General features: G+C 66.5%; 19 protein-coding genes. 9 read left to right on the top strand and 10 right to left on the bottom strand.

Going from position 1 to position 23,092, the window contains the following annotated elements:
• Positions 1-58: 58 nt before the first annotated feature.
• Positions 59-568, top strand: coding sequence for a DUF1003 domain-containing protein (locus ACQ3DC_RS11840; RefSeq protein ID WP_321213675.1), 510 nt, complete (start codon positions 59-61; stop codon positions 566-568).
• 55 nt (positions 569-623) lie between these two features.
• Here the strand turns inward: ACQ3DC_RS11840 and ACQ3DC_RS11835 are convergent, their stop codons facing one another.
• From ACQ3DC_RS11835 to ACQ3DC_RS11815, 5 genes are all read right to left on the bottom strand, one after another.
• Entirely contained in the window at positions 624-1,187 is a 564-nt protein-coding gene (locus ACQ3DC_RS11835) for a flavodoxin domain-containing protein (protein ID WP_157242008.1), read from the bottom strand.
• A 22-nt stretch (positions 1,188-1,209) separates the two neighbouring features.
• The gene (locus ACQ3DC_RS11830) at positions 1,210-1,680 is read right to left on the bottom strand and encodes a GyrI-like domain-containing protein (RefSeq protein ID WP_157242009.1); all 471 of its coding nucleotides are present in this window, start codon (positions 1,678-1,680) and stop codon (positions 1,210-1,212) included.
• A gap of 74 nt (positions 1,681-1,754) precedes the next feature.
• On the bottom strand, positions 1,755-2,126 hold the full coding sequence (locus ACQ3DC_RS11825) for a DUF5655 domain-containing protein (protein WP_421093648.1): 372 nt from the start codon (positions 2,124-2,126) through the stop codon (positions 1,755-1,757).
• Between the two features lie 15 nt (positions 2,127-2,141).
• Positions 2,142-2,612: a pyridoxamine 5'-phosphate oxidase family protein gene (locus ACQ3DC_RS11820; RefSeq protein WP_157242010.1), complete on the bottom strand. Its 471-nt coding sequence runs from the start codon at positions 2,610-2,612 to the stop codon at positions 2,142-2,144.
• A gap of 66 nt (positions 2,613-2,678) precedes the next feature.
• Positions 2,679-3,143: a flavodoxin family protein gene (locus ACQ3DC_RS11815; RefSeq protein WP_430752307.1), complete on the bottom strand. Its 465-nt coding sequence runs from the start codon at positions 3,141-3,143 to the stop codon at positions 2,679-2,681.
• A 157-nt stretch (positions 3,144-3,300) separates the two neighbouring features.
• Here ACQ3DC_RS11815 and ACQ3DC_RS11810 point away from each other — a divergent pair, with 157 nt between their 5' ends.
• The 7 genes from ACQ3DC_RS11810 to ACQ3DC_RS11780 all read left to right on the top strand — a co-directional run bounded on the left by ACQ3DC_RS11810 (position 3,301) and on the right by ACQ3DC_RS11780 (position 15,594).
• Positions 3,301-3,783, top strand: coding sequence for a pyridoxamine 5'-phosphate oxidase family protein (locus ACQ3DC_RS11810; RefSeq protein ID WP_157242012.1), 483 nt, complete (start codon positions 3,301-3,303; stop codon positions 3,781-3,783).
• Complete coding sequence (locus tag ACQ3DC_RS11805; RefSeq protein WP_430752306.1) at positions 3,755-5,734, top strand: heavy metal translocating P-type ATPase; 1,980 nt, start codon at positions 3,755-3,757, stop codon at positions 5,732-5,734. The genes ACQ3DC_RS11810 and ACQ3DC_RS11805 overlap by 29 nt, the downstream gene beginning before the upstream one ends.
• Positions 5,735-5,801: 67 nt before the next feature.
• Positions 5,802-6,263: a universal stress protein gene (locus tag ACQ3DC_RS11800; RefSeq protein WP_421093651.1), complete on the top strand. Its 462-nt coding sequence runs from the start codon at positions 5,802-5,804 to the stop codon at positions 6,261-6,263.
• A complete protein-coding gene (locus tag ACQ3DC_RS11795) occupies positions 6,263-8,818 on the top strand; it encodes a cation-translocating P-type ATPase (protein ID WP_421093652.1) in 2,556 nt (851 codons plus the stop codon). Before ACQ3DC_RS11800 ends, ACQ3DC_RS11795 begins: the two co-directional genes overlap by 1 nt.
• 111 nt (positions 8,819-8,929) lie before the next feature.
• A complete protein-coding gene (gene ppsA, locus ACQ3DC_RS11790) occupies positions 8,930-11,344 on the top strand; it encodes a phosphoenolpyruvate synthase (protein ID WP_430752305.1) in 2,415 nt (804 codons plus the stop codon).
• 42 nt (positions 11,345-11,386) lie between these two features.
• Positions 11,387-14,572: an HAD-IA family hydrolase gene (locus ACQ3DC_RS11785; RefSeq protein WP_430752304.1), complete on the top strand. Its 3,186-nt coding sequence runs from the start codon at positions 11,387-11,389 to the stop codon at positions 14,570-14,572.
• The gene (locus ACQ3DC_RS11780) at positions 14,569-15,594 is read left to right on the top strand and encodes a 6-phosphofructokinase (RefSeq protein WP_157242017.1); all 1,026 of its coding nucleotides are present in this window, start codon (positions 14,569-14,571) and stop codon (positions 15,592-15,594) included. Before ACQ3DC_RS11785 ends, ACQ3DC_RS11780 begins: the two co-directional genes overlap by 4 nt.
• Positions 15,595-15,635: 41 nt before the next feature.
• Here the strand turns inward: ACQ3DC_RS11780 and ACQ3DC_RS11775 are convergent, their stop codons facing one another.
• The 5 genes from ACQ3DC_RS11775 to ACQ3DC_RS11755 form a co-directional block, all read right to left on the bottom strand.
• Positions 15,636-16,058 (bottom strand): Hsp20/alpha crystallin family protein, encoded by a 423-nt coding sequence (locus ACQ3DC_RS11775; protein WP_157242018.1) that lies wholly within the window; start codon positions 16,056-16,058, stop codon positions 15,636-15,638.
• 61 nt (positions 16,059-16,119) lie between these two features.
• The gene (locus ACQ3DC_RS11770) at positions 16,120-17,175 is read right to left on the bottom strand and encodes a zinc-dependent alcohol dehydrogenase family protein (RefSeq protein ID WP_321213666.1); all 1,056 of its coding nucleotides are present in this window, start codon (positions 17,173-17,175) and stop codon (positions 16,120-16,122) included.
• 68 nt (positions 17,176-17,243) lie between these two features.
• A complete protein-coding gene (locus ACQ3DC_RS11765; protein WP_430752366.1) occupies positions 17,244-19,712 on the bottom strand; it encodes an HAD-IC family P-type ATPase in 2,469 nt (822 codons plus the stop codon).
• A gap of 27 nt (positions 19,713-19,739) precedes the next feature.
• Positions 19,740-20,612 (bottom strand): universal stress protein, encoded by an 873-nt coding sequence (locus tag ACQ3DC_RS11760; protein WP_157242019.1) that lies wholly within the window; start codon positions 20,610-20,612, stop codon positions 19,740-19,742.
• Positions 20,613-20,658: 46 nt separating this feature from the next.
• Complete coding sequence (locus tag ACQ3DC_RS11755; protein ID WP_157242020.1) at positions 20,659-21,120, bottom strand: pyridoxamine 5'-phosphate oxidase family protein; 462 nt, start codon at positions 21,118-21,120, stop codon at positions 20,659-20,661.
• Between the two features lie 278 nt (positions 21,121-21,398).
• Here ACQ3DC_RS11755 and ACQ3DC_RS11750 point away from each other — a divergent pair, with 278 nt between their 5' ends.
• Entirely contained in the window at positions 21,399-23,054 is a 1,656-nt protein-coding gene (locus tag ACQ3DC_RS11750) for a GAF domain-containing sensor histidine kinase (RefSeq protein ID WP_421093672.1), read from the top strand.
• Positions 23,055-23,092 lie beyond the last annotated feature (38 nt).

The raw sequence follows: 23,092 nt of genomic DNA, 5'->3' as shown, positions 1-23,092 counted from the left end.
CGGCGCGTTCCGCGGCGGGCCGAGCGGCCACCCCGGGGCCGGCACTTACCCTAGGCACATGAGCGAGCGAAGAACTACGTGGCACGCGCGGCACAAGGAGGGCCTAAGCCGGGGTGAGCGGGCGGCGGACGTCCTCCGCAACGGGATGGGCAGCTGGACATTCGTGGGGCTCTTCGTCGCCTTCATGGCGGCATGGGCCGCATTTAACACCTACGTGCTCGCATCGGACGCCTGGGACCCCTACCCCTACATCCTCCTCAACCTCTTCCTCTCCATGCTGGCCGGGCTCCAGGGCGCCATCCTGTTGATTGCCGCAAAGCGCCAGGACGCCATCGCGGCGGCGATGGCCCGCCACGACTACGAGACGGACGTCCAGTCAAAGTCGGAAATCGACCGGCTGATGGCAATCAACAGCCAGCAGGTTGAGCTGCTGGAGGAGCTCCGGGCCATGATCTCCCGGCCAGGCGCGCTTCAACCCGGCCCCCTGCCGCCGGCCGCGCCGCTACAGGGGGAAGATGCAGGCACGGACGACGGCGGCAGTACGGCCGGCCGCCCGGCCGGCGGCTAGGCAGGGGTTGCCGGGCGGGGCGCGGCGGAACCGCAGACTGAAGATCAGGCGGCCGCTAGTCTGCCGGGGTGCCGGAGTCCGGACGGCCAGCAGCCTCCAGGCCGGCAGCGATCTCGTCAGCCCAGGCGTCGATGGCCGCCCAATCCCGGAAATCGCCTGCCGGCAGGGCTTCCTTCGCTGCCGGCGCGAGCCGGATGAGGCGCTCACCGATTCCGATGGGAGGGGAATCCGGGTTCCACGCGCCGAAGAAGACCTGTTCTCCGCTGGGCCGGAGCAGCTCCTGCAGTTCGGCGAACTCCTTGGGCCTGGCACTCTTCAAGACATCCTCACCGTCCTTATCGACAGTGTCGTTTCCGAGCGGGCCGCTGCTGAAGAGCCAGACCCTCCTGGCCTGCAGCTCCCGCCGGTGCCGCTTGGCGAAGGCCGTCGCTTCCCTAAGCCAGTGGACCATGTAGGCGGCGCTGCCCAGCACCACGGCTTCATACTGGCCCACGTCATCCACTTCTGCCACGGGCCGGGCCTCGGCCTCGATCCCGTCTTCAGTGATCCGGGCAGCGATGCGTTCGGCAATGCCGGCGGTGGAGCCGTGCCGGCTGGCGTACGCAACGAGAACCTTCATCGGGTACCTCCCTGATTGGCACTTAGGCGACGGGCCAGACAACCCGGGTCTGCCACTTCGCGGGGTCGGGTTCAGTTTCCGGGTCGCTCAGGTAGTACTCCCACATGGTGTCCGACGGGGTGAGTCCTTCGGCTTCCATCTGCCCCAGGATCGCGTGGTAGGTGTTCTCCAGGGTGTCGTACGGCCCGACGTGGAGCGCTTCCAGGGCATCTGTCTCAGGCAGGGTCCCGCTCGCCACCCCGTCAGCCTCCGTGAAGTTGCCGTCGATGGGGAAGCCGGCTTCCACGTCAACTGTCTCGCTGGGCATTCCCCGGTAGAGCGCAAAAGGCGGTCCTGCGGGGCTGGCACCCTGTTTCCGGGCCGCAGCCATCACCGTGCCGAAGGCCCGGCTGAAGAAGTCAGTCAGGGAAGCCATGGGGACGCGTTCGCGGACGACGGCGACGGGCTGCTCTGTAAGGTGGACTTTCCTTGGGTGCTGGGCAGAGTTGTTCATGGCATTAGCGTGCGCCGCAGGCTGCAGGCGTCACAGGGCCTTAGGACTCTAAATGGTGTCCGGGCCGCCCGGCCTCAGCCGGCAGCACCATAGGCTTCGCGCATCCAATGCTCCACTTCGGCGTCCAGTTGGCTACTCTCCAGCAGCTCAAGGTGGTGCATCCAGATTCCGGGGGACGGGTGCACGATTTGCTTGAACCGCGGCGATGGCAACTCGTAGGGGAGCGCAAGGGTCAGGACAACGGGAACCGAAGATTTCACATAGGTCCCAGGGCGCCAAAGAAACGCGAAGCCGTGCCGGCGGCGGAACGAAACCTGGCTTTTGGAAACCCGGACCTCCATCGGTCCGAGAGCGGATGCCATGCGTTCTGCCGCCCGGTAGATGCCGTAGGCCGTGGCGGAACCTTCAAAAAAACGGTCAAGCGTCCAGGGTTCGCCGCCCTCCACGGGAACGGGCGGGGTCTATTCGAATCCTGCGCGGGTGGCCTCGTCCAGCGGGGTGCGCCAGGTACCGGAGGCGGACAGGGTGAACCTCCTGCCCGTCACCGACTGGGGAACAATCCGGATGAGGTGGTCCTTGCCTACACCCTGCCAGGGAAAGAGCCCCCGCCGCGTCTCGTTCAGTGCCGGCCCCGCGGCATCGTCCTGGACCGCCCTGCCCTTGACCACAACGCTCCAGGCCAGGCCAAACTCGGCGCTGACGCTGTCCGCTTCCAAGGCAACCAGCGGGTTGGCTTCAATGGCCTGCAGCTTGGTTCCACTCCCTGTCCGGAAAACAAGGCCCTGGCCGTCAACCTTGAAGCCCACCGGGAACACATCAGGCTGGCCGTCCACGACGACGCCAAGACGTCCCACGCTGGTGTGTTCCAGTAGTTTCCAGCACTCGTCGGAGTCAAGGATCTCAGCTTCTGGCACCATGTTCTTGTCGGTCATGTCCAGATCCTACGGCGCCGGCCATAGCCCTGAAAGGGCCCAAAGACCTTTGACCTGTCCGCGAGTTCAGGCTTCCCTGTGGCTGCCCTGGTCCTGCAGGCGCGAGAGAAGCGTTTCAGCCCACGCAGCTGCGCGGTCAACCTCCCCTTTGCGAAGAGGGCCTTCGCTGCCCTTGACATAGAAGGCCATGGGGCCGGCGACAATGCTTGCGCCGGCGTCCTTGAGTGCCCGGCTGATTTTCCTGGCCGCATCCCCGTGGATGAAGAGCTTGAGCCTGGTGTCGAACGCGGCGGCCCGGACCCCTGACAGTCCACGGGCCGCAAGATCGGCGAGCGCCTGGGTGATTTTGGGCGTCGGGCGCCAGCCATTGATGGGACTGCCGACCACAAGGAGATCGCCGGACTGGACTGAACCGGGATCGAAACGGTCCACGGGGAAAGCAGCGGCCATGCTGCCCAGGCCCGCCGCCAGGGCTTCGGCGATGGTCCTGGTGTTGCCGTAGGCGGAGTCATAGACGACGAATGCCTTCATGGTCCTGGTCCCTTTCATCGACGGGCGGAAGCCGGGGTTCCCCTTTCAAGAATGCGCGCCGCCGGGCCTGGGCGGCAGGGGCGAAAGTCATACGGGAGGCGGGCTCCGGGCCTAAATGCCCTAGCGGCGGCCGAGGGGTGGCAGTACGTTCAGCTGTATGCTCAACAACTCACCGGAACGGGACGCCTCAGCGGCAGTGGAGGTCCTTGGCGCCAGTGCCTGCTGGGATCTCCTGCGGACAGTATCGGTTGGCCACCTCGCCGTCCTGGTTGACGGCCATCCGGAAATCTTCCCCGTGAACTACAAGGTGGACCATGAGTCGGTGGTCTTCCGCACCGGAGAAGGAACGAAACTTCACGCGGCCGCCGGGCCCGCCGCCGTCGCCCTGGAAGCCGACGGCACCGACCAGGGAACGCGAACCGCGTGGAGCGTCGAGGTGAAGGGCCATGCGGTTGTCCTTGAACCTTCCCCGGACCTGATGACCGGCGTCGGGCTCACCCTTTTTCCGTGGCAGGCGGGGCACAAGGACTACTTTGTGCGGATAACTCCGACGGCGGTGACCGGCCGGCGCTTCAAGATCACTTCGCCGCTGACCTGGTGGAGCCACCTGGATGATCCGGCGCGGGCAGGTTTTGCCTGAGGGTCGGCCGGCCGGTCCGCCCGGCACGTCCCTGGGGCCGCTGCAGGCGGCGAACCCCGAGCAGCCCCGCACGTCCCTGGCGGGCAGGGGCATCGCGTCTGTCCGGCTGTACCCGCTGGTGGCATTGACATGCCTGATGCTCGCGGTGACGGGACTGTTGCTGCAGTCCGGCCTGGGGCAGCCGGCCCGGCTCGGCGCGTCCGCCTATGCCGCCGTCGTCGGCGTGACCCGTGCCGTGTCAATGTTCCGTTCCCTGCGCCAGGGCCGTTGGGGGATCGACGTCCTGGCACTCATGGCCATTGGCAGCACGGTGTGGGTTGGTGAGTACCTTGCTGCCTTGGTGGTCATCCTCATGCTTTCCGGCGGGGAAGCACTTGAAACCTTTGCCCAGGGACGCGCAGCACGGGAGCTGAGGGCGCTCCTGGACAGGGCTCCGCGGTTCGCGCACCGGGAAGCCCCCGGATCAGTCCTGGAGGACACCCCGGTTGGCGGGGTGCTGCCGGGGGACGTGCTGGTAGTGCGTCCCTCCGAGCTCGTACCAGTGGACGGGGAGCTCCTCTCGGACGCTGCCAGCATGGATGAATCCTCGCTGACGGGCGAAAGCCTCCCGGTTGAGCGGGTCCGGGGCGACCTCCTGCTCAGCGGCTCCGTCAACGGCGAGACGGCCATCAGAATGCGGGCCGCCGCGACCGCGGACGATTCACAATACAGCCGCATCATCGCCCTGGTGGAGGAGGCGGCGTCCAGCCGCGCCCCGGTGGTCCGCCTGGCGGACCGCTACGCCGTTCCGTTTACCGCGCTCGCGGTCCTCATGGCTGCAACCGCGTGGCTTCTTTCAGGGGATCCCGTGCGGATCGCCCAGGTCCTGGTGGTGGCAACTCCGTGCCCGCTCCTGATCGCCGCGCCGGTGGCCTTCCTGGCCGGCACCAGCCAGGCCGCCCACAAGGGCATCATCATCAAGAACAGCGGAACCCTCGAGCAGCTGGCCAAGGCCAGGACCGCGGTGTTCGACAAGACAGGAACGCTGACCTCCGGGCGGCCGGTCCTGGATACCGTGCAGGCAGCACCGGGAGGGGAGGGAAGCGGATCGATGAACCCTGCGCGGATCCTGCAGCTTGCCGCCTCCGCAGAGCAATACTCCTCGCACGTCCTGGCAGCCTCCGTCATTGAAGCTGCCGCCCTGCGCGACCTTGAACTCCTGCCGGTAACCCGGGCCACGGAACATGCCACCCAGGGGGTGGAGGCGGTATGCGGCGGGGACACGGTGGTGGTGGGCAAGGCGGGCCTGGTCCGCAGCTCAGCACGGGGTTTCCGGGAAGCCGCCCTGCGCAGCGGGCAGCTGGCGGTCTACGTGGCCGTGAACGGCACGTACGCAGGCGCCCTCATCATGAAGGACCCGCTGCGCGCCGACGCAGGGCAGACGCTTGCCCGGCTGCACCGCCTGGGAATCCGGCACACCATGCTGCTGACCGGTGATGCCCGGGGGACCGCGGCGCACATTGCCGAAGAAGCAGGCATCCGGCACGTGCAGGCGGACTGCCTTCCCGAGGACAAGGTCAACGCGGTGGCCGGCGTGCGGGAGCGACCGGTGCTGATGGTGGGCGACGGCGTCAATGACGCCCCTGTGCTCGCCGCGGCGGACGTCGGGATAGCCATGGGGGCCAAGGGCGCCACAGCCGCGAGTGAGTCGGCAGACGTGGTGATCATGCTCGACGACCTGTCCAAAGTCGCCGTTGCAGTCGAAATCGGGAAACGCACCGTCGCTGTGGCCCTGGTGAGTATCTGGACAGGAATAGGCCTCAGCATCGGGCTCATGGCTGTTGCCATGACCGGGTACATCCCGGCCGTCACGGGGGCACTCCTCCAGGAACTCGTGGACCTGGCCACAATCTTGAACGGGTTGAGGGCGCTGCACGGACCCAGGCCGAAAAAGCCCGTGGGCCGAGGCTGAAACGGCAGGGGGCCGGCATGACCTTCGGCCCTTCCCACGGCCGCCGCCAGTAGGGAATGTGGTGGATATGAAAGCAGAAACAGTGTCCAAGCCCGTCATTGTGGGTGTCGACGGGTCAGAATTCTCATCGGCAGCCCTGAGGTACGCGGGCACCCTCGCGGCCCGCCTTGGCGCCCGGCTGGAGGTCATCACCTGCATCGGCATGCCGGACTACCTGGTGCTGCCCCACATTGAAGGCGCCGACCGCCAATTTACCGCGAGGCTTGAGGACGCGGCCCGCCGGTTGGTGGACGAAGCCCTGGGGAGGGCATTCTCCGGCGACCGGCCCGAAGATGTCGGGGTAACGGTGAAGTTCGGGCCGCCGGGCAAGGTCCTCGTGGAGGAAAGCCGGCGGGCACAGCTTCTGGTAGTCGGGCGGCACGGTGAGGGAGGGTTCCTCGGAACCAGCATGGGCTCCGTCAGCAAGGCGTGCGCCGCACGGTCCGTGTGCCCGGTGCTCCTGGTGGGCCAGGAGGCGGACGTCGTGTGATGACCGCGGCTGGCCTGACCTCGGTCCAGGCCGCGGATCTCCTGAAGCAGGCAGGCCCCAACCTCCTTCCGGCCGAGAAACCGGTGCCCCAGTGGCGGAAACTCTGGGGGGAGCTGACGCACTTCTTCGCCCTCATGCTGTGGTGCGCGGCGGGCCTTGCCTTCCTCGCGGACATGCCGCAACTGGGCGTGGCGATTATCGTCGTCGTCCTTGTCAACGGCGTCTTTGCCCACATCCAGCAGGAACGCGCCCAGCACGCGGCGGCGAAACTGCGGGGACTGCTGCCCGCTGACGTACTGGTGCGGCGGGACGGGCGCGTCCGGAAAGTCCATGCCAGTGAACTGGTGATCAACGACGTCGTGCTGCTGGCCGCCGGAGACCGCATCCCCGCCGACGTCGTGCTGGTCACCGCTGCGTCCTGCACCGTGGACGAATCCATGCTGACCGGGGAGAGCGAACCGGTGCCGAAAGCCGGCGGCGATCCTGCCTGGGGCGGGACGTTCCTGGTCAACGGCAACGCGGAGGCCGCCGTTTCGGCCACGGGCGCCAGGACCCGGCTGGCCGGGATCGCGCTCCTGACCAGCGGAGCCGTTTCCCCACCCACTCCGCTGTCCTTGGAACTGCGCCGGATCGTCCGCGTGGTGGCATCCGTTGCCCTGGCAATTGCCGCCGTCTTTTTCCTGGTGTCCCTGCTGGTGGGCATCCAGTGGCGGGATTCCTTCCTCTTCGCCATCGGCGTCGCCGTTGCCCTTGTTCCCGAGGGCCTGCTGCCCACGGTGACGCTGTCGCTCGCGATGGGCGCCCAGCGCATGGCTGCCCGCAATGCGCTGGTCCGCAACCTTGAGGCGGTGGAGACCCTTGGGTCCACCACGTTCATCTGTACGGACAAGACGGGCACACTGACCCAGAACAGGATGAACGCCGTCGAGGTCTTCACCTCCCAAGGAGAGGTACACATTGCCGGTGACGGGTACAACCCGGAAGGGACAGTCCTGGGGGAGGGAAAGGACAAAGCCGCCGAAACTGCGCTCGCGGCCCTTGCCGCCTCACAAGGCCGCGCCGAACTGCACGAAGGACAGTGGCGGGCCTCCGGCGACCCAATGGAAGCGGCCATCGACGTGCTGGCACGGCGGCTGACAGGGGCAGCAGGCGACGGGAGGGTGCCTTCGCGCAGGCTCCCCTTCGATCCCGTACGACGGCGGGAATCGGCGATCGTTGGACAGGACCTGTTCTGCAAGGGCGCCCCGGAGGCGGTTCTTCCGCTCTGCGGCGCCGTGCCCGAACCGGTCGGGGAACAAGTCCATCTGATGGCCTCCCGGGGGCTGCGTGTCATCGCCGTGGCGCGGCGGAAGTTGGAGGGCGCGCCGGCGCTCTGGGAGTCCCGCCCCGCCGAGGACATCGAACGCGGCCTCGAGCTGCTGGGCCTGATCGGGCTTCATGATCCGCCCCGGCCGGACGTGGGCGAGGTCATCCGGACCGCCCGTAATGCCGGTCTCAAACTCGCCATGATCACCGGTGACCATCCGGGTACTGCTGCGGCCATCGCGCGTGAGATCGGGTTGATGGGGGTTCCCGAACGGGTGCTGGAAGGCACGGAGCTCCCGGACGACGAGCAGTTGCTCGGCGCGCTCCTGGACCGCGACGGAGTGGTGGTGAGCAGGGTTTCCCCGGAGCAGAAGCTGCGGGTTGCCAGGGCGCTGCAGTCCCGGGGACACGTGGTGGCCATGACCGGAGACGGTGTAAACGACGGCCCGGCCCTGCGCGAAGCGGACATCGGGGTGGCCATGGGCTTAAGCGGCACCGATGTCGCACGCGAAGCGGCCGATCTGGTCCTCCTCGATGACCACTTCGGAACCATCGTGGCCGCCATCGAACAGGGCAGGGCCACCTACGCCAACATCCACAGGTTCCTTACCTACCACCTCACGGACAACGTGGCGGAGCTGACCCCGTTTGTTATCTGGGCGCTCTCCGGCGGGCAGTTTCCGCTGGCCCTCGGCGTCCTGCAGATCCTTGCCCTGGACATCGGAACCGACCTGCTGCCGGCTCTGGCCCTGGGCGCTGAGCAGCCGGGCAAACGCGTGCTTGCGCGGCCCCCGGAACGGCGGCACCTGATGGACCGGAAGCTGATGGTGCGCGTCTTCTGCGTGCTTGGCCCCGTGGAGGCCGTCATCGAAATGGCCGCATTTTCCGCGGTGCTCTTCGGCGGTGGCTGGGACCGCGGCGAGACGCCGGAGCCCGGGCTGCTGATGGCCGCCTCAGGTGCCGCTTTCACAGCGGTGGTGCTGGGTCAGCTGGCCAACGCCTTCGCCTGCCGGAGTGCAACCGTTCCGCCCTGGCGGCTGGGCTGGGGCACGAACAGGCTCCTGGCATGGGCGATCCTGGCTGAGCTGGGTGTGCTCGCGGCTTGCCTGTTTATTCCCCAGCTCGCCGCCGTCCTGGGGCAGGCCCCCCCGGCGCCTGCCGGACTCCTCGTGGCATTGTCGGCAGTGCCGGCCGTCCTGGCTGCGGACTGGGCCTACAAGCGCATCAGGGGCCGCTCCAACCACGCATGACCGGCAGCCGCCCCTGGTGCGGGGCCCGGCAAGGGGCGCGTTCCGGGGGCGGGCCGTGCTCGGGACCAAAGACTCTGCCCGGCGTCTTCCGCCACGGCCCAGAATCAAGGCATGACTGCACCCGCAACCCCCCGTGCCGATGTCCATGTCATGTGGATCGCTGACACCGGGATAGGGGACATCGCGTCCGTGGGGGGAAAGAACGCCTCCCTGGGCGAGTTGAGCCGGTCCCTGCGTTCGGCCGGCGTGAGGGTCCCGGAAGGGTTCGCCACCACCGCTGCTGCCTACCGCGCTTTCCTGGAAGCCAACGCCCTGGAGCCGCGCATCCGGGCCTACCTCGGGGAGTACCGCGCGGGGCGGGCCACCCTGCGCCAGGCCGGGGCGGCCATCAGGGAACTGTTTCTGTCAGCCACTTTTCCGGAAAGCACCGGGCAGGCAATCGAGGAACACTACCGCCTCCTTTGCCGCCGCGCCGGCCAGCCCGAGGTTGCGGTTGCGGTCCGCAGCAGTGCCACAGCGGAGGACCTGCCGGACGCCAGTTTCGCGGGCCAGCAGGAGACGTTCCTCAATGTGGCGGGGGAGCGCGCCGTCCTCGAAGCCTGCCGGAACTGCTACGCCTCGCTGTTCACGGACCGCGCCATCAGCTACCGGGAAATGAAGGGCTACGACCACCTGGAGGTGGCGTTGTCCGTGGGTGTCCAGCGCATGGTCCGCTCGGACGTCGGCGCTTCGGGGGTCATGTTCTCCATCGACACGGAGTCCGGGTTCCCGCAGGCCGTGCTTATCAGCGCCGCCTGGGGCCTCGGCGAGACGGTAGTGCAGGGCACCATCAACCCGGACAAATACCAGGTGTTCAAACCGCTGCTCGCCGATGACCGCTTCAGCCCCGTGATTGACAGGGAACGCGGCGCAAAGGAACGCAAGATGGTCTACAGCCTCGGGGGAAACGCGAGGACCCGGATGGTGGAAACGAGCCAACGGGAGCAGGAGATCCTGGTGCTGAACGACCAGGAAGTTGTCCTGCTGGCGCGTTGGGCCGCTGCCGTGGAGGCACACTACGGCAGGCCCATGGACATGGAATGGGCCAAAGACGGCGTAACGGGCGAACTGTTCATGGTGCAGGCCAGGCCGGAGACGGTCCAGGCCCGGCGCAGCAGCTCCACGTTCCGCACCTACCACCTGCGTGAGCCGGGGCGCGTGCTGGCATCAGGGGCGGCGATCGGTGATGCCATAGCCAACGGGCCGGCCTGCGTCATCCGGGATGCGAAGGACATCGAATCGTTCGTGGACGGCTCGGTGCTGGTGACCCGGATGACAGATCCGGACTGGGTGCCGGTGATGCAGCGTGCAGCGGGCATCGTCACGGACCACGGCGGGCCTACCAGCCACGCGGCGATCGTGAGCCGGGAACTGGGCGTACCCGCCGTCGTCGGAACACGCAACGCAACCGAAGCCCTGCCTGACGGTGACCCCATCACCCTGTCCTGCGCGGAAGGCGAAGAAGGCCGGGTGTACGAAGGACTCCTGGAGTACACCGTGGAGGAAGTGGACATGGAGGCTCTTCCCGCCACCGGCACCGACATCATGGTCAACATCGGCAGTCCTGCCGCAGCCTTCAAATGGTGGCGCCTGCCGGCGGCTGGAGTGGGGCTGGCCCGGATGGAATTCATCATCAACAACCTCATCCGCATCCATCCGATGGCCCTGGTGCACCCCGAGCGGGTGGCAGACCCTGAGGAAGCAGCGCTCATCCGCAAACTCACCAGCGGCTACCGGGACCCCCAGGAGTACTTCGTCGATGTGCTGGCCACCGGGATCGCCAAGATCGCGGCGCCGTTCCATCCCAAGCCCGTAATCGTCCGGCTCAGCGACTTCAAGACCAACGAGTACAGCCACCTGATCGGCGGCGGCTATTTTGAACACGCGGAAGAAAACCCCATGCTGGGTTTCCGCGGTGCCTCGCGCTATTACAGCGAGCACTACCGCGAGGGCTTTGCCCTGGAATGCAGGGCCCTTAAGCGCGTCCGCGAGGAAGTGGGTTTCGCCAACGTCATTGTCATGATTCCCTTCTGCCGGACCTTGCGCGAGGCTGACCTGGTCATAGAGGCCATGGCCGGGCACGGCCTGGTACGGGGCAGCGCCGGGCTGCAGCTCTACATGATGTGCGAGATACCCTCCAACGTGGTGCTGGCGGAACAGTTCGCCCAGCGCTTCGACGGCTTTTCCATTGGCTCCAACGACCTCACCCAGCTGGTCCTGGGCGTGGACCGCGACTCTGAGCAGCTGGCCGGGCTGTTCGACGAAAGGGACCCCGCCGTCAGTTCGATGATTGCCCAGGCCATCGACAAAGCACACGCGGCCGGCATCAAGATCGGCATCTGCGGGCAGGGCCCGAGCAACCACCCGGACCTTGCCGAGTTCCTGATCAGCAAGGGCATTGATTCCATCTCGCTGAACCCGGACACGTTCCTGAAGGCCCTGCCCGTCATCGCCGCAGCCGAGCAGCGGCTGGGCAGACAGGCCTAACGGCACTGTCACGGGCGGACGGCCTGCTGGTATCCCTGTCATATGACCGCGTCGCCCACTGCTGCTGCCGCCAAGCCGCCCTTTGACGCCGTTATCTTCGACCTGGACGGGGTGGTCACCAACACGGCGCTGGTGCATCAGGCCGCCTGGAAAGAGGCCTTCGAACAGATCCTGAAGGATCCCCGGATACCCGCCACCGCGGACCGGTCCCCCCTCACCAAAGCCGACTACCGCAACTACATTGACGGCCTTCCCCGGGAAGAAGGCGTGCTGAAGTTCCTTGCCTCCAGGGGAGTGAAAGTCGACCGGGGATCTGACCGGGATGAGCCGGGCACCTGGACGGCTTTTGGGCTGGGCGCCCTTAAGAACCGCCTGTTCCTCGAGCACCTGAGGGAGGACGGCGTCCAAAGCTATCCGGGGACAATGCAGCTGCTGCAAAGACTTTCCGACGCCGGTGTTCCCACCGGTGTGGTCACGTCCAGCCGCAATGCCTCCTCCGTCCTGGACGCGGCCGGCATTCCGGGCTATTTCAACGTCATCCTGGACGGGACCGCCGCAGCAAACCTGGGCCTCCGCGGGAAGCCCGCCCCTGACGTCTTCCTGGCCGCCGCGTTCCGCCTGGGGGTATCGCCGTCCCACGCGGTGGTCATTGAAGACTCGGTCGCGGGGGTACTGGCGGCGCACCGGGGCGGATTCGGGCTGGTGGTGGGAATCGACCGCAACGGCAGCCGGCGGGAACTCGAAGCCGCCGGGGCGCGCTCTGTCCTCAACGACGTTGGCGAACTGGACCTGGGCCTCGTTGTGGGTGATCCCTGGCAACTGATCTATGAGGGCTTCGACGCCGGCCACGAGGGGCACCGCGAAGCGCTTACCACCCTTGGCAATGGCTACTTTGGCGTGCGGGGAGCGGCGCCGGAGGGCGGAAGCTTCCGGTACCCGGGCATGTACCTCGCGGGCGTCTACAACCGGGTGGCCTCCGAGGTGGCCGGTGAAGTGCTCGTGGAAGAGCACATGGTCAATGCCCCTGACTGCCTTCCGGTCGACCTTCGGCTGTCGCCCGGACAGTGGTGGTCGACGGGTGGAATGACAGTCCTCCGCGAGCGCCGCACCCTGGATCTCCAGCGCGCCGTCCTGGAGCGGCGGCTGCTGCTGGAAGCCGCTGACAAGCGGCGCCTGGAAGTTGTCCAGACGCGTTTCGCGTCCATGGCCGAGCCCCACCTCCTTGCCCTGGACATGAAAGTCACCCCGCTGGGCTGGAACGGTGTTGTGGAAGTCCGCAGCGGCGTCAACGCCGGTGTCAGGAATATGAACACTCCCGGCAAGGGGTCCGTTCCCGGGATCCACCTGGTGGACCGGACCAAGGCCGGAAGCGGCGTCGAGCCATCCAATCCGGAAGACATTTCGGTCGTCGAAGCTGAAACGACGCAAAGCCTGGTCCGGATTGCTGCCGCGTTCCGTACGTTGGTATCCGGGGCGGCGGGCGGCGGACATCCCGGCAGGAAGGGTGCCTTTCACTTCCGGACGTTCGAGGTTCCGCTCGTCGACGGGGCACCGTCCAGGATCAGCAAGGCCGTGGCCGTAGTGACCTCCCGTGACCGCGCGATTTCCTCCCCGGCGTCGGCTGCGCGGGCCGTACTGGAGCGGTGCGGTGACGATTTCGAAGCCCTCCTGTCTGCCCACCAGGAGGCCTGGCGGCGTGAACTGGACCCGTTCCGGGTGGATATCGACGCGCCGGTCCAGGTGCGCCTGGTCCTCAACCTGCACATCTTCCATGTGCTGCAGACCCTGACCCGCCATACGGCCGAGCTGGATGCGGGAGTCACTGCCCGCGGTCTCCATGGCGAGGGTTACCGGGGCCACGTCTTCTGGGACGAACTGTTTGTGCTGCCCCTCCTGACGTCGAGGACGCCCGATGTCGCCCGGTCCCTCATCGACTACCGCTGGCGGAGGCTTCCCGCGGCCCGCCACGCGGCCTCCGTCCTGGGGCTCTCCGGTGCGAAGTTTCCGTGGCAGAGCGGCAGTGACGGGACGGAGGAGACGCCCAAATGGCTCTATAACGACAGATCCGGGCGGTGGGTCAAAGACAATTCGCATATGCAGTTGCACGCTGGCCTGGCCGTGGCCTTCAACGCCTGGCAGTACTACCAGGCCACCAATGACAAAACCTGGCTCCTCCGGCGGGGCGCTGAACTGGTCATCGACGTTGCCCGGTTCTTCTCGTCCCGGGCGGAGCGCAGCCAGGACACCGGCCGTTACCACCTCCGCGGCGTCGTGGGGCCGGATGAGTACCACACGGGATATCCGGGCAGCGCCGATCCGGGACTTGATGACAACGCCTACACCAACGTGATGGCTGCCTGGGCATGCCTCCGGGCCGCTGAGCTTGTCTCCATTGTGCAGGGCAACGAATTGGGCGGGCTGATGGACCGCCTCGGCATTACGGATGAGGAAGTTGCCGGCTGGGAGCAGGTGGGCAAGGCATTTTTCGTTCCCTTCCACTCCGACGGCATCATCAGCCAGTTCGCCGGTTACGAAGAGCTGGAGGAACTCGACTGGGAACGCTACCGGGAGGCCTATGACAGCATCGAGCGGCTGGACCTGATCCTGGAGGCCGAGGGGGACGGTACCAACCGCTACAAACTCGCCAAGCAGGCCGATGTCCTGATGCTGCCCTACCTGCTGGGCCAGGAAGGGCTCATCAGCCTTCTTTCCGAACTCGGATACGCCTTCACCGCGGACCAGCTGAACCGGACCATTGAGTATTACCTCGCCCGGACTGCCCATGGATCCACGCTGAGCCGGGTGGCGCATGCATCCGTGCTGGCCGCGGTGGACGCGGACCGCGCATGGGACAGTTTCCGGGAAGCCCTCGATGCCGACCTCGACGACACGCAGCATGGCACAACCCGGGCAGGAATCCATTTGGGCGCCATGGCCGGGACCATCGACGTCATCCAACGCAGTTTCGCCGGGCTGCGGCTCAGCGGCGACACCATTGTGTTCGCGCCCAACCTGCCCACCGGGCTGCGGGCTGTGGCCTTTGAAGTCCGCTACCGGGGACATCACCTCAAGATTGAACTCAAGGACGGGCGCCTGCACATTGCCTCCGCACCAGGAGACGCGGCCCCCATCACGCTGCATGTGAACGGGAGGGACACAGCCCTCCCGGCCGGGCTGGCCAGGAGTTTCCGCCTGCCGGCGAAGGCGCAGGGATCGGCCGCATCATGAAGCAACTCGGAATCCTGACCAGCGGCGGTGACTGCCCGGGGGTGAACGCCGTGATCCGGGGAGCCGTGCTGGGGGGCGATGTAGCCCACGGATTCGGATTCCTGGGCTTCCGCGATGGCTGGCGGGGAGTCCTGGAGCAGGACGTTGTTCCCTTGCCCCGGTCCAGTGTCCGGGGACTTTCCCGGCTTGGCGGAACCATCCTGGGAACCTCCCGCACCAATCCGCTCAAGGACGGCGGCACTGACGCGGTAAGGGAAAGCCTCCGGCGCAACGGCCTGGACGGCCTTATCGCCATTGGCGGTGAAGGAACGCTGGCGGCGGCAAAAGCCCTGTCCGACCAGGGCATCAACGTGGTGGGTGTACCCAAAACGATCGATAACGATCTCGGTGCAACCGACTACACCTTCGGTTTCGATTCAGCAGTGCAAACGGCAACGGAAGCCATCGACAGGCTGCGGACCACCGGGGAATCCCACCACCGGTGCATGATCGCGGAGGTCATGGGCCGCAACGCCGGCTGGATTGCGCTCCACGCGGGAATGGCATCAGGCGCCCACGCCATCCTGCTTCCCGAGCATCCCGTGTCCTTGGAGCAGGTCTCGGCCTGGGTCATGTCGGCACGGGACCGCGGAAGGGCACCCCTGGTGGTGGTGGCGGAGGCGTTTGCGCTGGAGGGACAGGAAGCACCCTATGCGCCCCGGGGCCTTGATACTTTCGGGCGGCCCCGGCTTGGCGGCATCGGCCGCCTGCTGGAACAGCAGTTGCAGGAGCTGACCGGCATTGAAACGCGGGCCACCGTCCTGGGCCATATCCAGCGGGGCGGTGAACCGACGGCCTACGACCGCGTGCTTGCCACGAGGCTCGGGATGGCCGCCGTGGAAGCGGCAGCGAACGGGAGTTGGGGGACCATGGTGTCCCTGCGGGGAACCGACGTTGTCACCGTGGGCCTGGAGCTCGCCCTTGGAACTTTGAAGGTGGTACCCGAGGAGCGGTACCGGGAGGCGGCAGTCCTGTTCGGCTGACCGGAGTGGTGCCTGGCCCCGGCAGTACCAGGCACCAGCCGTCAACCCCTGCTAATCGGGATTTTCGAGGCCGCCGGTCCCTGGCCCTGGTCCGGCAGGGGAGCACGGACTTCCAGGACGCCGTCCTTGTAGGACGCGGTGACGTCGCCCTGCTGGACGCCGCTGGGCAGCGGGAGCCGCCGGACAAAGGAACCGTAACGGAATTCGGACCGGTAACTGTCCTTGTCCTTGTGTTCCTTCTTTTCCTGCCGCTCGGCCTTGATGGACAGCACGCCGTCGGTCACTGTCACGTCAACGTCCTTGTCCGGGTCGATGCCGGGCAGCTCCGCCCGCACCACCAAGGTGTTGCCGTCCACCATCTCCTCTACCCGGATGGCGGCCGTCCCCGTCTCGCCTTCGAACAGCCTTTCAATCAGGTCCATGGGGGAGCGGCGCGACTCAAACCACTTCATCAGCTCAGTCATTATTGCCTCCTGCTCATACTGGTCCGGGACAGCTGGTTGCCCGGCACTACCACCATCCGCTTTACGCGGTGAAGGTTCCAGAGTCCAAGGTCCCACCCTGGCCTGCAGGTGTTTCCGGGCGAACCCGGAGCACGGCGGAACCGGTGATCCTGTCCCCGGCGAGATCGTCCAGCGCGGTAGCGGCTGCATCAAACTGGTAGACGGTGGTGGCCGGTGCCAGCGGAATTTCGGCTGCGAGCGCCAGGAACTCCAGTCCGTCCGCCCGCGTGTTGGCGGTAACGCTGCACACTTGACGCTCGTAGAACAGATGGTCATGGTAGTTCAGGGCCGGTATGTCGCTGAGGTAGATGCCCGCAATCGCCAGCGTTCCGCCACGATCGAGGGCCCGGAGCGCCACCGGCACGAGGTCCCCCACAGGAGCAAAGAGGATGGCGGAATCAAGCGGCACCGGTGGATCGTCGTAGGCGCCGCCGACGTACTCTGCGCCGAGATCCCGGGCAAGGGCACGGGCCTTCGCCGAGCGGGTCATGACGTAGACGGACGCCCCCTGGTGCATCGCCAGCTGCGCGGTCAGGTGGGCGGAACTGCCGAAACCGTAGATGCCAAGGCGGCCCCCGGCCGGCACACGGGCCCGCTTCAGCGCGCGGTAGCCGATGATGCCCGAGCACAGCAGGGGTGCCGCCTCTTCATCGGTGAACACCTCAGGGATAGGGTAGGCAAAGTCCTGGGCGACAGTGAGCTGCTGGGCGTAGCCGCCGTCCTTGTCCCACCCGGTGAAGACGGGTGCCGTGCACAGGTTTTCGTCCCCGCGGCGGCAGTAGGCGCAGGTACCGCAGACCCCGCCAAGCCAGGCGATGCCTACCCTGTCACCCGGTGCGAACGGGGAATTGCCCGGCCCGGTCCCGGCTACCACGCCCACTGCCTCGTGCCCTGGCACAACACGGGGACGGCGGGGCGGGAGGTCCCCTTCGGCGAGATGCAGGTCCGTGCGGCAGACACCGCACACGTTCACGTCAACCAGGAGTTCGTTGGCCCCGGGCCTGGGGTTTTCGCGGATCCCCATGGTCAGGGGACGGGTAGAGACGGGGCCGGGGCGGCCCACCCACCAAGCGAGCACCGATTCCTCCTCGTGCCATCCGGCTTATCACTGTGGCACGGCCGGCGCAGCCCGGCCAGAGCCGAAAGTCATTTTCCGCCAGCCATTCCTTGGCCGCCGGCCAGGCGCCGTTGAAAACGGCCGATTCCTTCGATAGCCAGGCTTCCTGCCACGGCCACTATGACGGAGGCCGCCAGCAGGTCCGGGGGCGGCCAGTCGAGCCTGAAGAAATCCTTGACCGGAGGGACGGTGAACAAGAGGACCAGGCCGCCGTACATGCCGGCCAAAATGAGGGTTTTGATCCAGTTCAACGGCCGGGATGCCATCACCAGGATCCATGCCGCGATCAGGGCGAGGCTGATGATGGTGGCAGACTGTACCGCCCCGGTGCCGTGCTGGCCGCCCAGCCGCGCGTAGGCGGCGACCGCCAGCACGCACAGCGCGGCGCACATACCGGCCGGTACCGAGAAGGCCAGGGAGCGTTTCAGGAAACCAGGTGCATAGCGCTGTGCACTGGGCTGGAGGGCCAGGAAGAATGCGGGCAGGCCGATGGTCAGTCCGTCCAGTACGGAAAGCTGGCGCGGAAGGAACGGGAAGGGCAGCAACAGCAGGGCGAAAGCCAACGAGATAAGGGTTATGTACACGGTCTTGCTGAGGAACACCATGGAGACCCGCTCGATGTTGCTGATGGCGCGGCGGCCCTCCGCCACGACCGCGGGCAACCTGTCGAAGCGCCCGTCCAAAAGGACAAGCCGTGCCACGGCCTTGGTGGCCGGTGATGCCGTGTCCATGGCGATGCCCAGGTCCGCATCCTTCAGCGCAAGCACATCATTGACGCCGTCTCCGGTCATTGCCACCGTGTGCCCGCGCCGCTTCAGGGCCTGGACCATGTCCCGCTTCTGGGCAGGGGTGACGCTGCCGAACACGTGGTGGTCCTCCATGGTCTTTTCCAGCAGGAGGGGGTCGGCGGGCAGGTTTCGCGCGTCATAGGCCGCACCCTGTCCAAACCCCACTTCGCGCGCCAGGACGGCAACGGTGCGCGGATCGTCCCCGGAAATGATCTTCACGGCCACCCCCTGCTGCCGGAAGTATGCGAGGGTCTTGTGTGCGTCCTTCCGGATGTCCTCACGGAAGGTCAACAGCACCACCGGAACAAGTTCGGGGGGCAGCCGGCCGCTTTCGCCCGATTCGGGCACGGAACCGGGCAGGGAGCCCGGCATGTGGGCGAGTGCCAGGGTCCGCAGCCCGGTGGAGGCCAGTGCCGCGGCGAGCCGGTGGGCCCCGGCACGCCGGGAGGATCCCGCAAGGACAGCGTCAGGAGCTCCCAACACCCAGGTTCCGGGAGCCCCGGATCCGGGCGGGAACGTCACTGCGCTCCACTTCCGGGCGGAAGTGAACGGCACGGACGCGGCCGCCGCCAGGAGGTCGCCCGCCGGAAAAGCGGCGCCGATGGACTTGGCCGTCGTGCTGGCTTCCTCGTTTGCGCCGAACCACTCCAGGGCCCTCCGCCACCCCTCCGCCGGCGGTGTGCCGGCGTCGTGCACGGCGTCGAATTTGATGGAACCGGAGGACAGGGTGCCCGTCTTGTCCAGGCACAGGACGTCGACCCTCGCCAGGACCTCAACGGCCGCCAGCTCCTGCACCAGGACCATGTGGCCGGCAAGCCGGACCCCGCCCACGGCAAACGCAACGCTGGTGAGCAGGACCAGGCCGAGCGGAATCATGGAGATGATGCTGGCCACCAGGCCCAAGGTCCCGGGTATCCAGCGCCCGGAACTGAGGGCGTCCTCCCAGCCGCCGGCATTCTGGATCTGGGCGTTGGCCACGAGTGCTGCGGTGGGCAGGAGCAGCCACGTAATGACGCGGAGGACTTTGTCCAGGCCCGAGCGGATCTCGGACGTGACCAGGGAGAACCGCTTGGCCTCAGCCGTAAGTTTGTAGGCGAACGTGTCCGGTCCTGCCCGGAACACCGCTGCCCGGCCACTGCCGGCCATGATCAGCGACCCGGACAGGAGCACCGCTCCGGGAGCCTTGGACACGGGTTCGGATTCTCCGGTCAGGAAGGACTCGTCCACCTCCACGTACCCTCCGTCCAGGAGGCGCAGGTCCGCGCTTACCTGTTCCCCGGCGCTGAGCAGGACGATGTCGTCCGGAACCAGGGCGTCCGCAGGGATCCGTTGGGGCCTGCCGTCCCGCACAACCTTGCTCTCCGCCGCGTGGAGAATGGCTAACCGGTCAAGGGATTTCTTCGCGCGGTATTCCTGGACGATTCCGATCAGTGAGTTACCAAGGGCCGAAAAGCCAAAGAGCGCGTCCCGCCACTGGTCCAGCACCAACAGCAGGATGAAGCACCCCGCCACGATGCCGTTGAAAAGGGTCAGGACATTCGCCCGGACGATTTCCCAGAGGCTGCGGCTTGTTGTTCCCGGGACGCGGTTGATGCGTCCGGCACTGGTGCGTTCCAGGACATCAGCCGAGGTGAGGCCATCGTGCCACCGCCGGCCCCCGGGCATGCTTGAGGACGGGTGGTGTTCGAGGCTTTCCCCGGCTTCATACATCACGCCGTCAGCAGGTTCCGTCCGTCATTACTCATGCCGGGTCTTCTTCAGCCGTGTGATCACAGTGGGGCAGGGTGGCTGGGTGAGGACGCCGTGCGCCGTCGATCCGAGGAGCAGCCTTCCAAAGCCGCCCCTGCCCCGGCTGCCCAGAACCAGCATCCGTGCGTTGGCAGCTGCCTGGACCAGGGCGTCGGCAGGTTCCAGGACGGTTTCGAGGACTCCGTGCACCACGAGGCCGGGGTAGTCCTGGCGGAGCCCCGCCACGGTCTCTGACAGGACGATCTGTTCCTCTTGCATCACGTGCTCCGCGAAACTGCTGGACGGCAGCCCTGCCTTGATCCAGCGGTTGGGGCCGGTGAAGGCATAGATGACGGTAAGTTCTTCGCCCAGTGCGTCAGCCTCGGATGCCGCGAAGGCCACGGCTTGGGTGGACTCCCTTGATCCGTCCACGCCCACCACGACGCCTTGCCCGCCGCCGTGGCCTGCGCCGATGACCGCCACCGGACATTCTGCGTGGGCAGCCGCCTGGAGCGCCCGGTCCGTCAGTGCAGCGCGAGAGTGGCCGCTGCTGCCCAGGACCAGCATGGATGCTTTCGTTGAATAGTCGCCAAGGGATCCCCCGACGCTTCCTTCCAGCAGTTCAGTTGTTACCTGAAGGTCAGGTTCTGCTGCGCGGACGCGTTCCCCGGCCTCCTTCAGCATGCCGAGCGCGGAGTTCCGCAGGGCGTCGATATAGGGGAGCGCATCGAGCGCCTCGCCTGCCATCCAGCGGTCATCCAGGACATGAAGGATGGCCAGCGGCAGCCTGAGCCGGCGGGCACGGGCGGCCGCCCACAGCAGGGCGGCGTTCGAGGGGGAGGAGTCGATGATGCCGACGGCGATGGGCTTGCTTGCGTCCATGGGTTTACCTTCCTTGGTTCTCTCAGTGCGGCGGTGAAGATGTGCCTCAGGCCCTGTCGCCCGGCTCCTGCGGGGCCCACCACCGGGTAGGCGGGGCGATCACGAATCGCCGCCCGGTGATCTCCTCGGGTGTAACGCGGATAAGGCTGTTCTTTGGTCCCGCCTGCCACGGCGAGAGCCCCGCGTCGGCGGCGTCCTGGAATTCCTCGGCGTCGGTAACGACCACAGCGTGGCCCTTCACCACGACGCTCCAGGCGATGGTGCCGTACTGGTTCAGGCCGTCGGCCTCCAGCGCCACCACCCTGCGTTCCGCCACTGCATCCAATTTCGTGCCTTCTCCCGTCCGGATCAGCAGTGTTCCGTTGCTGGGCACGTAGTTCACCGGGAAGATTTCCACCGTGTTGCCACGGGTGAAGGCCATTCGGCAAAGGGAGGTGGACCGAAGGTATCTCCAGCAATCATGTACGCCCAGGCTTTCGGCTTCCGGTTCTGTCGCAGCTGTATCCATGGCCGTAGCCTAAGGCGGGGAATCCCACCCGGCTAGGGAAGAAGGTCCCGCAGCATTTCGTGGCAGTCTGCGGGCATTGCTAAGCGTTTCAATTAGGGCATTTCAGGCCTTGACTTTTTCTTCTAAACTGGCCCCAAGGTATGCCTTCGTGCTCAGGCAAAGGTGACCTTTCCGGGGGAGCAAACCGGCCCGGACGATTGAAGTGCTGCTGGGCCCGCAGCGTCGCGGGTAACTGTCACAGGAGGTCGGACGTGAGTACTGAGCCGTGGCGCTCTCCTATGAAGGAAAGGGCAGAAGACCTCCTGCGGGATTTTGTTGCCCGTGCGGACGAATTGCTGCAGACCCAGGAACGGATGAACGGCCTCCTGGCTTCCGTGGTGGCCCTGGCCGAGGATCTGAGCCTGGAAGCCGTGCTGGACCGACTGGTGCGGTCGGCCTGCGAACTTGTCGGCGCCAGGTACGGTGCGCTGGGGGTCATTGCCGAGGACCGCAGCCTTAGCCATTTCATCACTGTGGGAATTAACGACGACGCGATCGGGTCCATCGGGGACCTGCCGACAGGGCATGGCGTCCTGGGACTGTTGATCCGCGAGCCGCGGCCCCTGCGGCTGCACGACCTCGGCCAGCACCCCATAGCGTCCGGTTTTCCCAGGAACCACCCGCCAATGAAGACTTTCCTTGGCGTACCCGTGCGCGTGAGGGACGAAGTGTTCGGGAATCTTTACTTGACGGAAAAGGACGGCGGCCAGGACTTCACGCCGGAGGATGAGGACCTCGCCGTCGCTTTGGCTGCTGCTGCCGGTGTGGCCATCCAGAATGCCCGCCTTTTCGAAGACAGCAAGCGGCGCCAGAAATGGCTGGAGGCGGGCATGGAGCTGAGCAGCCGGCTGATCATGACCCCGCACCCCGAAACTGAGGACAACCTCGATCTCGTTGCCGAAACCGCATTGAGGGTGTCGGATTCAGCGCTGGCCGTGATTGCCGTTCCCGCTGGTGACGGCGCCCTAAGATGCAGGGCATCCCTGGGGGTGCAGGGCCTGCAGGCGGGGCAGGAAATTACCGGGTCGGACGAGGTTTCCCGGGTCATTGAAACAGGGGAGTCGCTTGTGGCGCGGGACCCCCGCCTGGTATTTGATGACGAGGTCGTTGAAAAGCTGGGTTCGGTCCTGGTGTGCCCCCTGGGCCACAGCAACAGTGAAAATGGCGTGCTGCTGCTTGCGCGTCCGGTGGGCGCGGCTGCCTATAACCAGGCCGAAATTGAGTCCAGCTCGCTTTTCGGCAGCAGGATCGGGCTGGCACTTGACCTGGCCCGCGTCCATGCCTTGCGCGAACAGAACCTGCTGTTCACCGACCGGGAGCGGATTGCCCGTGACCTGCACGATCTCGTTATCCAGAGGCTGTTTGCTTCCGGGTTGAGCATCCAGAGCCTCCGCCGCTACACCCTGGATCCTGTCGCCCATGAGCGGATCGCGGTCGTCACGTCCGAGCTCGACGACACCATCAGGAAGTTGAGGGACACGATCTACTCCCTCCGCACGGGCGAGCAAGAGCGTGAACCGCTCACGGGCCGCATCCTGAAGGTGGTGCAGGAGACATCCCGGAGCTATGCCGTGGCACCGAAAGTCGCCTTCGCCGGGCCCGTGGACGATGCTGTCAGGGAGAATATCGCCGGCCACCTGCTGTCCGTCCTCTCGGAAGGACTGAGCAATGCGGCCAGGCACTCGGGCGCCGAGGAAATCCGCGTCACCGTTTCCGTCACCCAAAAACAGGTTGAACTGGTGCTCACGGACGACGGCTGCGGTTTTGGCGAGCCTGCCAAGGCCAGCGGCCTCGCGAACATGCGGCACCGCGCAGAGCTGCTGGGCGGCACCTGCATTATTAAAAGCGCCCCGGGGGAAGGCACCCGGATAACCTGGTCCGTCCACCGCCAATGATCTGCGCCGAAAACGACTGAATGTTGTACACCGCCGTG

It is taken from the genome of Paenarthrobacter sp. NEAU-H11, from assembly GCF_050573415.1.
Taxonomy (GTDB): Bacteria; Actinomycetota; Actinomycetes; order Actinomycetales; family Micrococcaceae; genus Arthrobacter.
The sequence above is the reverse complement of the archived record's forward strand: the minus strand, read 5'-3'. Positions and strand labels throughout refer to the sequence as shown.

Coding starts and splice junctions, on each gene's coding strand:
- ACQ3DC_RS11805 (WP_430752306.1), top strand. CDS start 3,755: ATGATCCGGCGCGGGCAGGTTTTGCCTGAGGGTCGGCCGGCCGGTCCG.
- ACQ3DC_RS11820 (WP_157242010.1), bottom strand. CDS start 2,612: ATGACCGACAAGAACATGGTGCCAGAAGCTGAGATCCTTGACTCCGAC.
- ACQ3DC_RS11750 (WP_421093672.1), top strand. CDS start 21,399: ATGAAGGAAAGGGCAGAAGACCTCCTGCGGGATTTTGTTGCCCGTGCG.
- ACQ3DC_RS11800 (WP_421093651.1), top strand. CDS start 5,802: ATGAAAGCAGAAACAGTGTCCAAGCCCGTCATTGTGGGTGTCGACGGG.
- ACQ3DC_RS11780 (WP_157242017.1), top strand. CDS start 14,569: ATGAAGCAACTCGGAATCCTGACCAGCGGCGGTGACTGCCCGGGGGTG.
- ACQ3DC_RS11755 (WP_157242020.1), bottom strand. CDS start 21,120: ATGGATACAGCTGCGACAGAACCGGAAGCCGAAAGCCTGGGCGTACAT.
- ppsA (WP_430752305.1), top strand. CDS start 8,930: ATGACTGCACCCGCAACCCCCCGTGCCGATGTCCATGTCATGTGGATC.
- ACQ3DC_RS11840 (WP_321213675.1), top strand. CDS start 59: ATGAGCGAGCGAAGAACTACGTGGCACGCGCGGCACAAGGAGGGCCTA.
- ACQ3DC_RS11795 (WP_421093652.1), top strand. CDS start 6,263: ATGACCGCGGCTGGCCTGACCTCGGTCCAGGCCGCGGATCTCCTGAAG.
- ACQ3DC_RS11810 (WP_157242012.1), top strand. CDS start 3,301: ATGCTCAACAACTCACCGGAACGGGACGCCTCAGCGGCAGTGGAGGTC.
- ACQ3DC_RS11835 (WP_157242008.1), bottom strand. CDS start 1,187: ATGAAGGTTCTCGTTGCGTACGCCAGCCGGCACGGCTCCACCGCCGGC.
- ACQ3DC_RS11760 (WP_157242019.1), bottom strand. CDS start 20,612: ATGGACGCAAGCAAGCCCATCGCCGTCGGCATCATCGACTCCTCCCCC.
- ACQ3DC_RS11775 (WP_157242018.1), bottom strand. CDS start 16,058: ATGACTGAGCTGATGAAGTGGTTTGAGTCGCGCCGCTCCCCCATGGAC.
- ACQ3DC_RS11765 (WP_430752366.1), bottom strand. CDS start 19,712: ATGTATGAAGCCGGGGAAAGCCTCGAACACCACCCGTCCTCAAGCATG.
- ACQ3DC_RS11815 (WP_430752307.1), bottom strand. CDS start 3,143: ATGAAGGCATTCGTCGTCTATGACTCCGCCTACGGCAACACCAGGACC.
- ACQ3DC_RS11785 (WP_430752304.1), top strand. CDS start 11,387: ATGACCGCGTCGCCCACTGCTGCTGCCGCCAAGCCGCCCTTTGACGCC.
- ACQ3DC_RS11830 (WP_157242009.1), bottom strand. CDS start 1,680: ATGAACAACTCTGCCCAGCACCCAAGGAAAGTCCACCTTACAGAGCAG.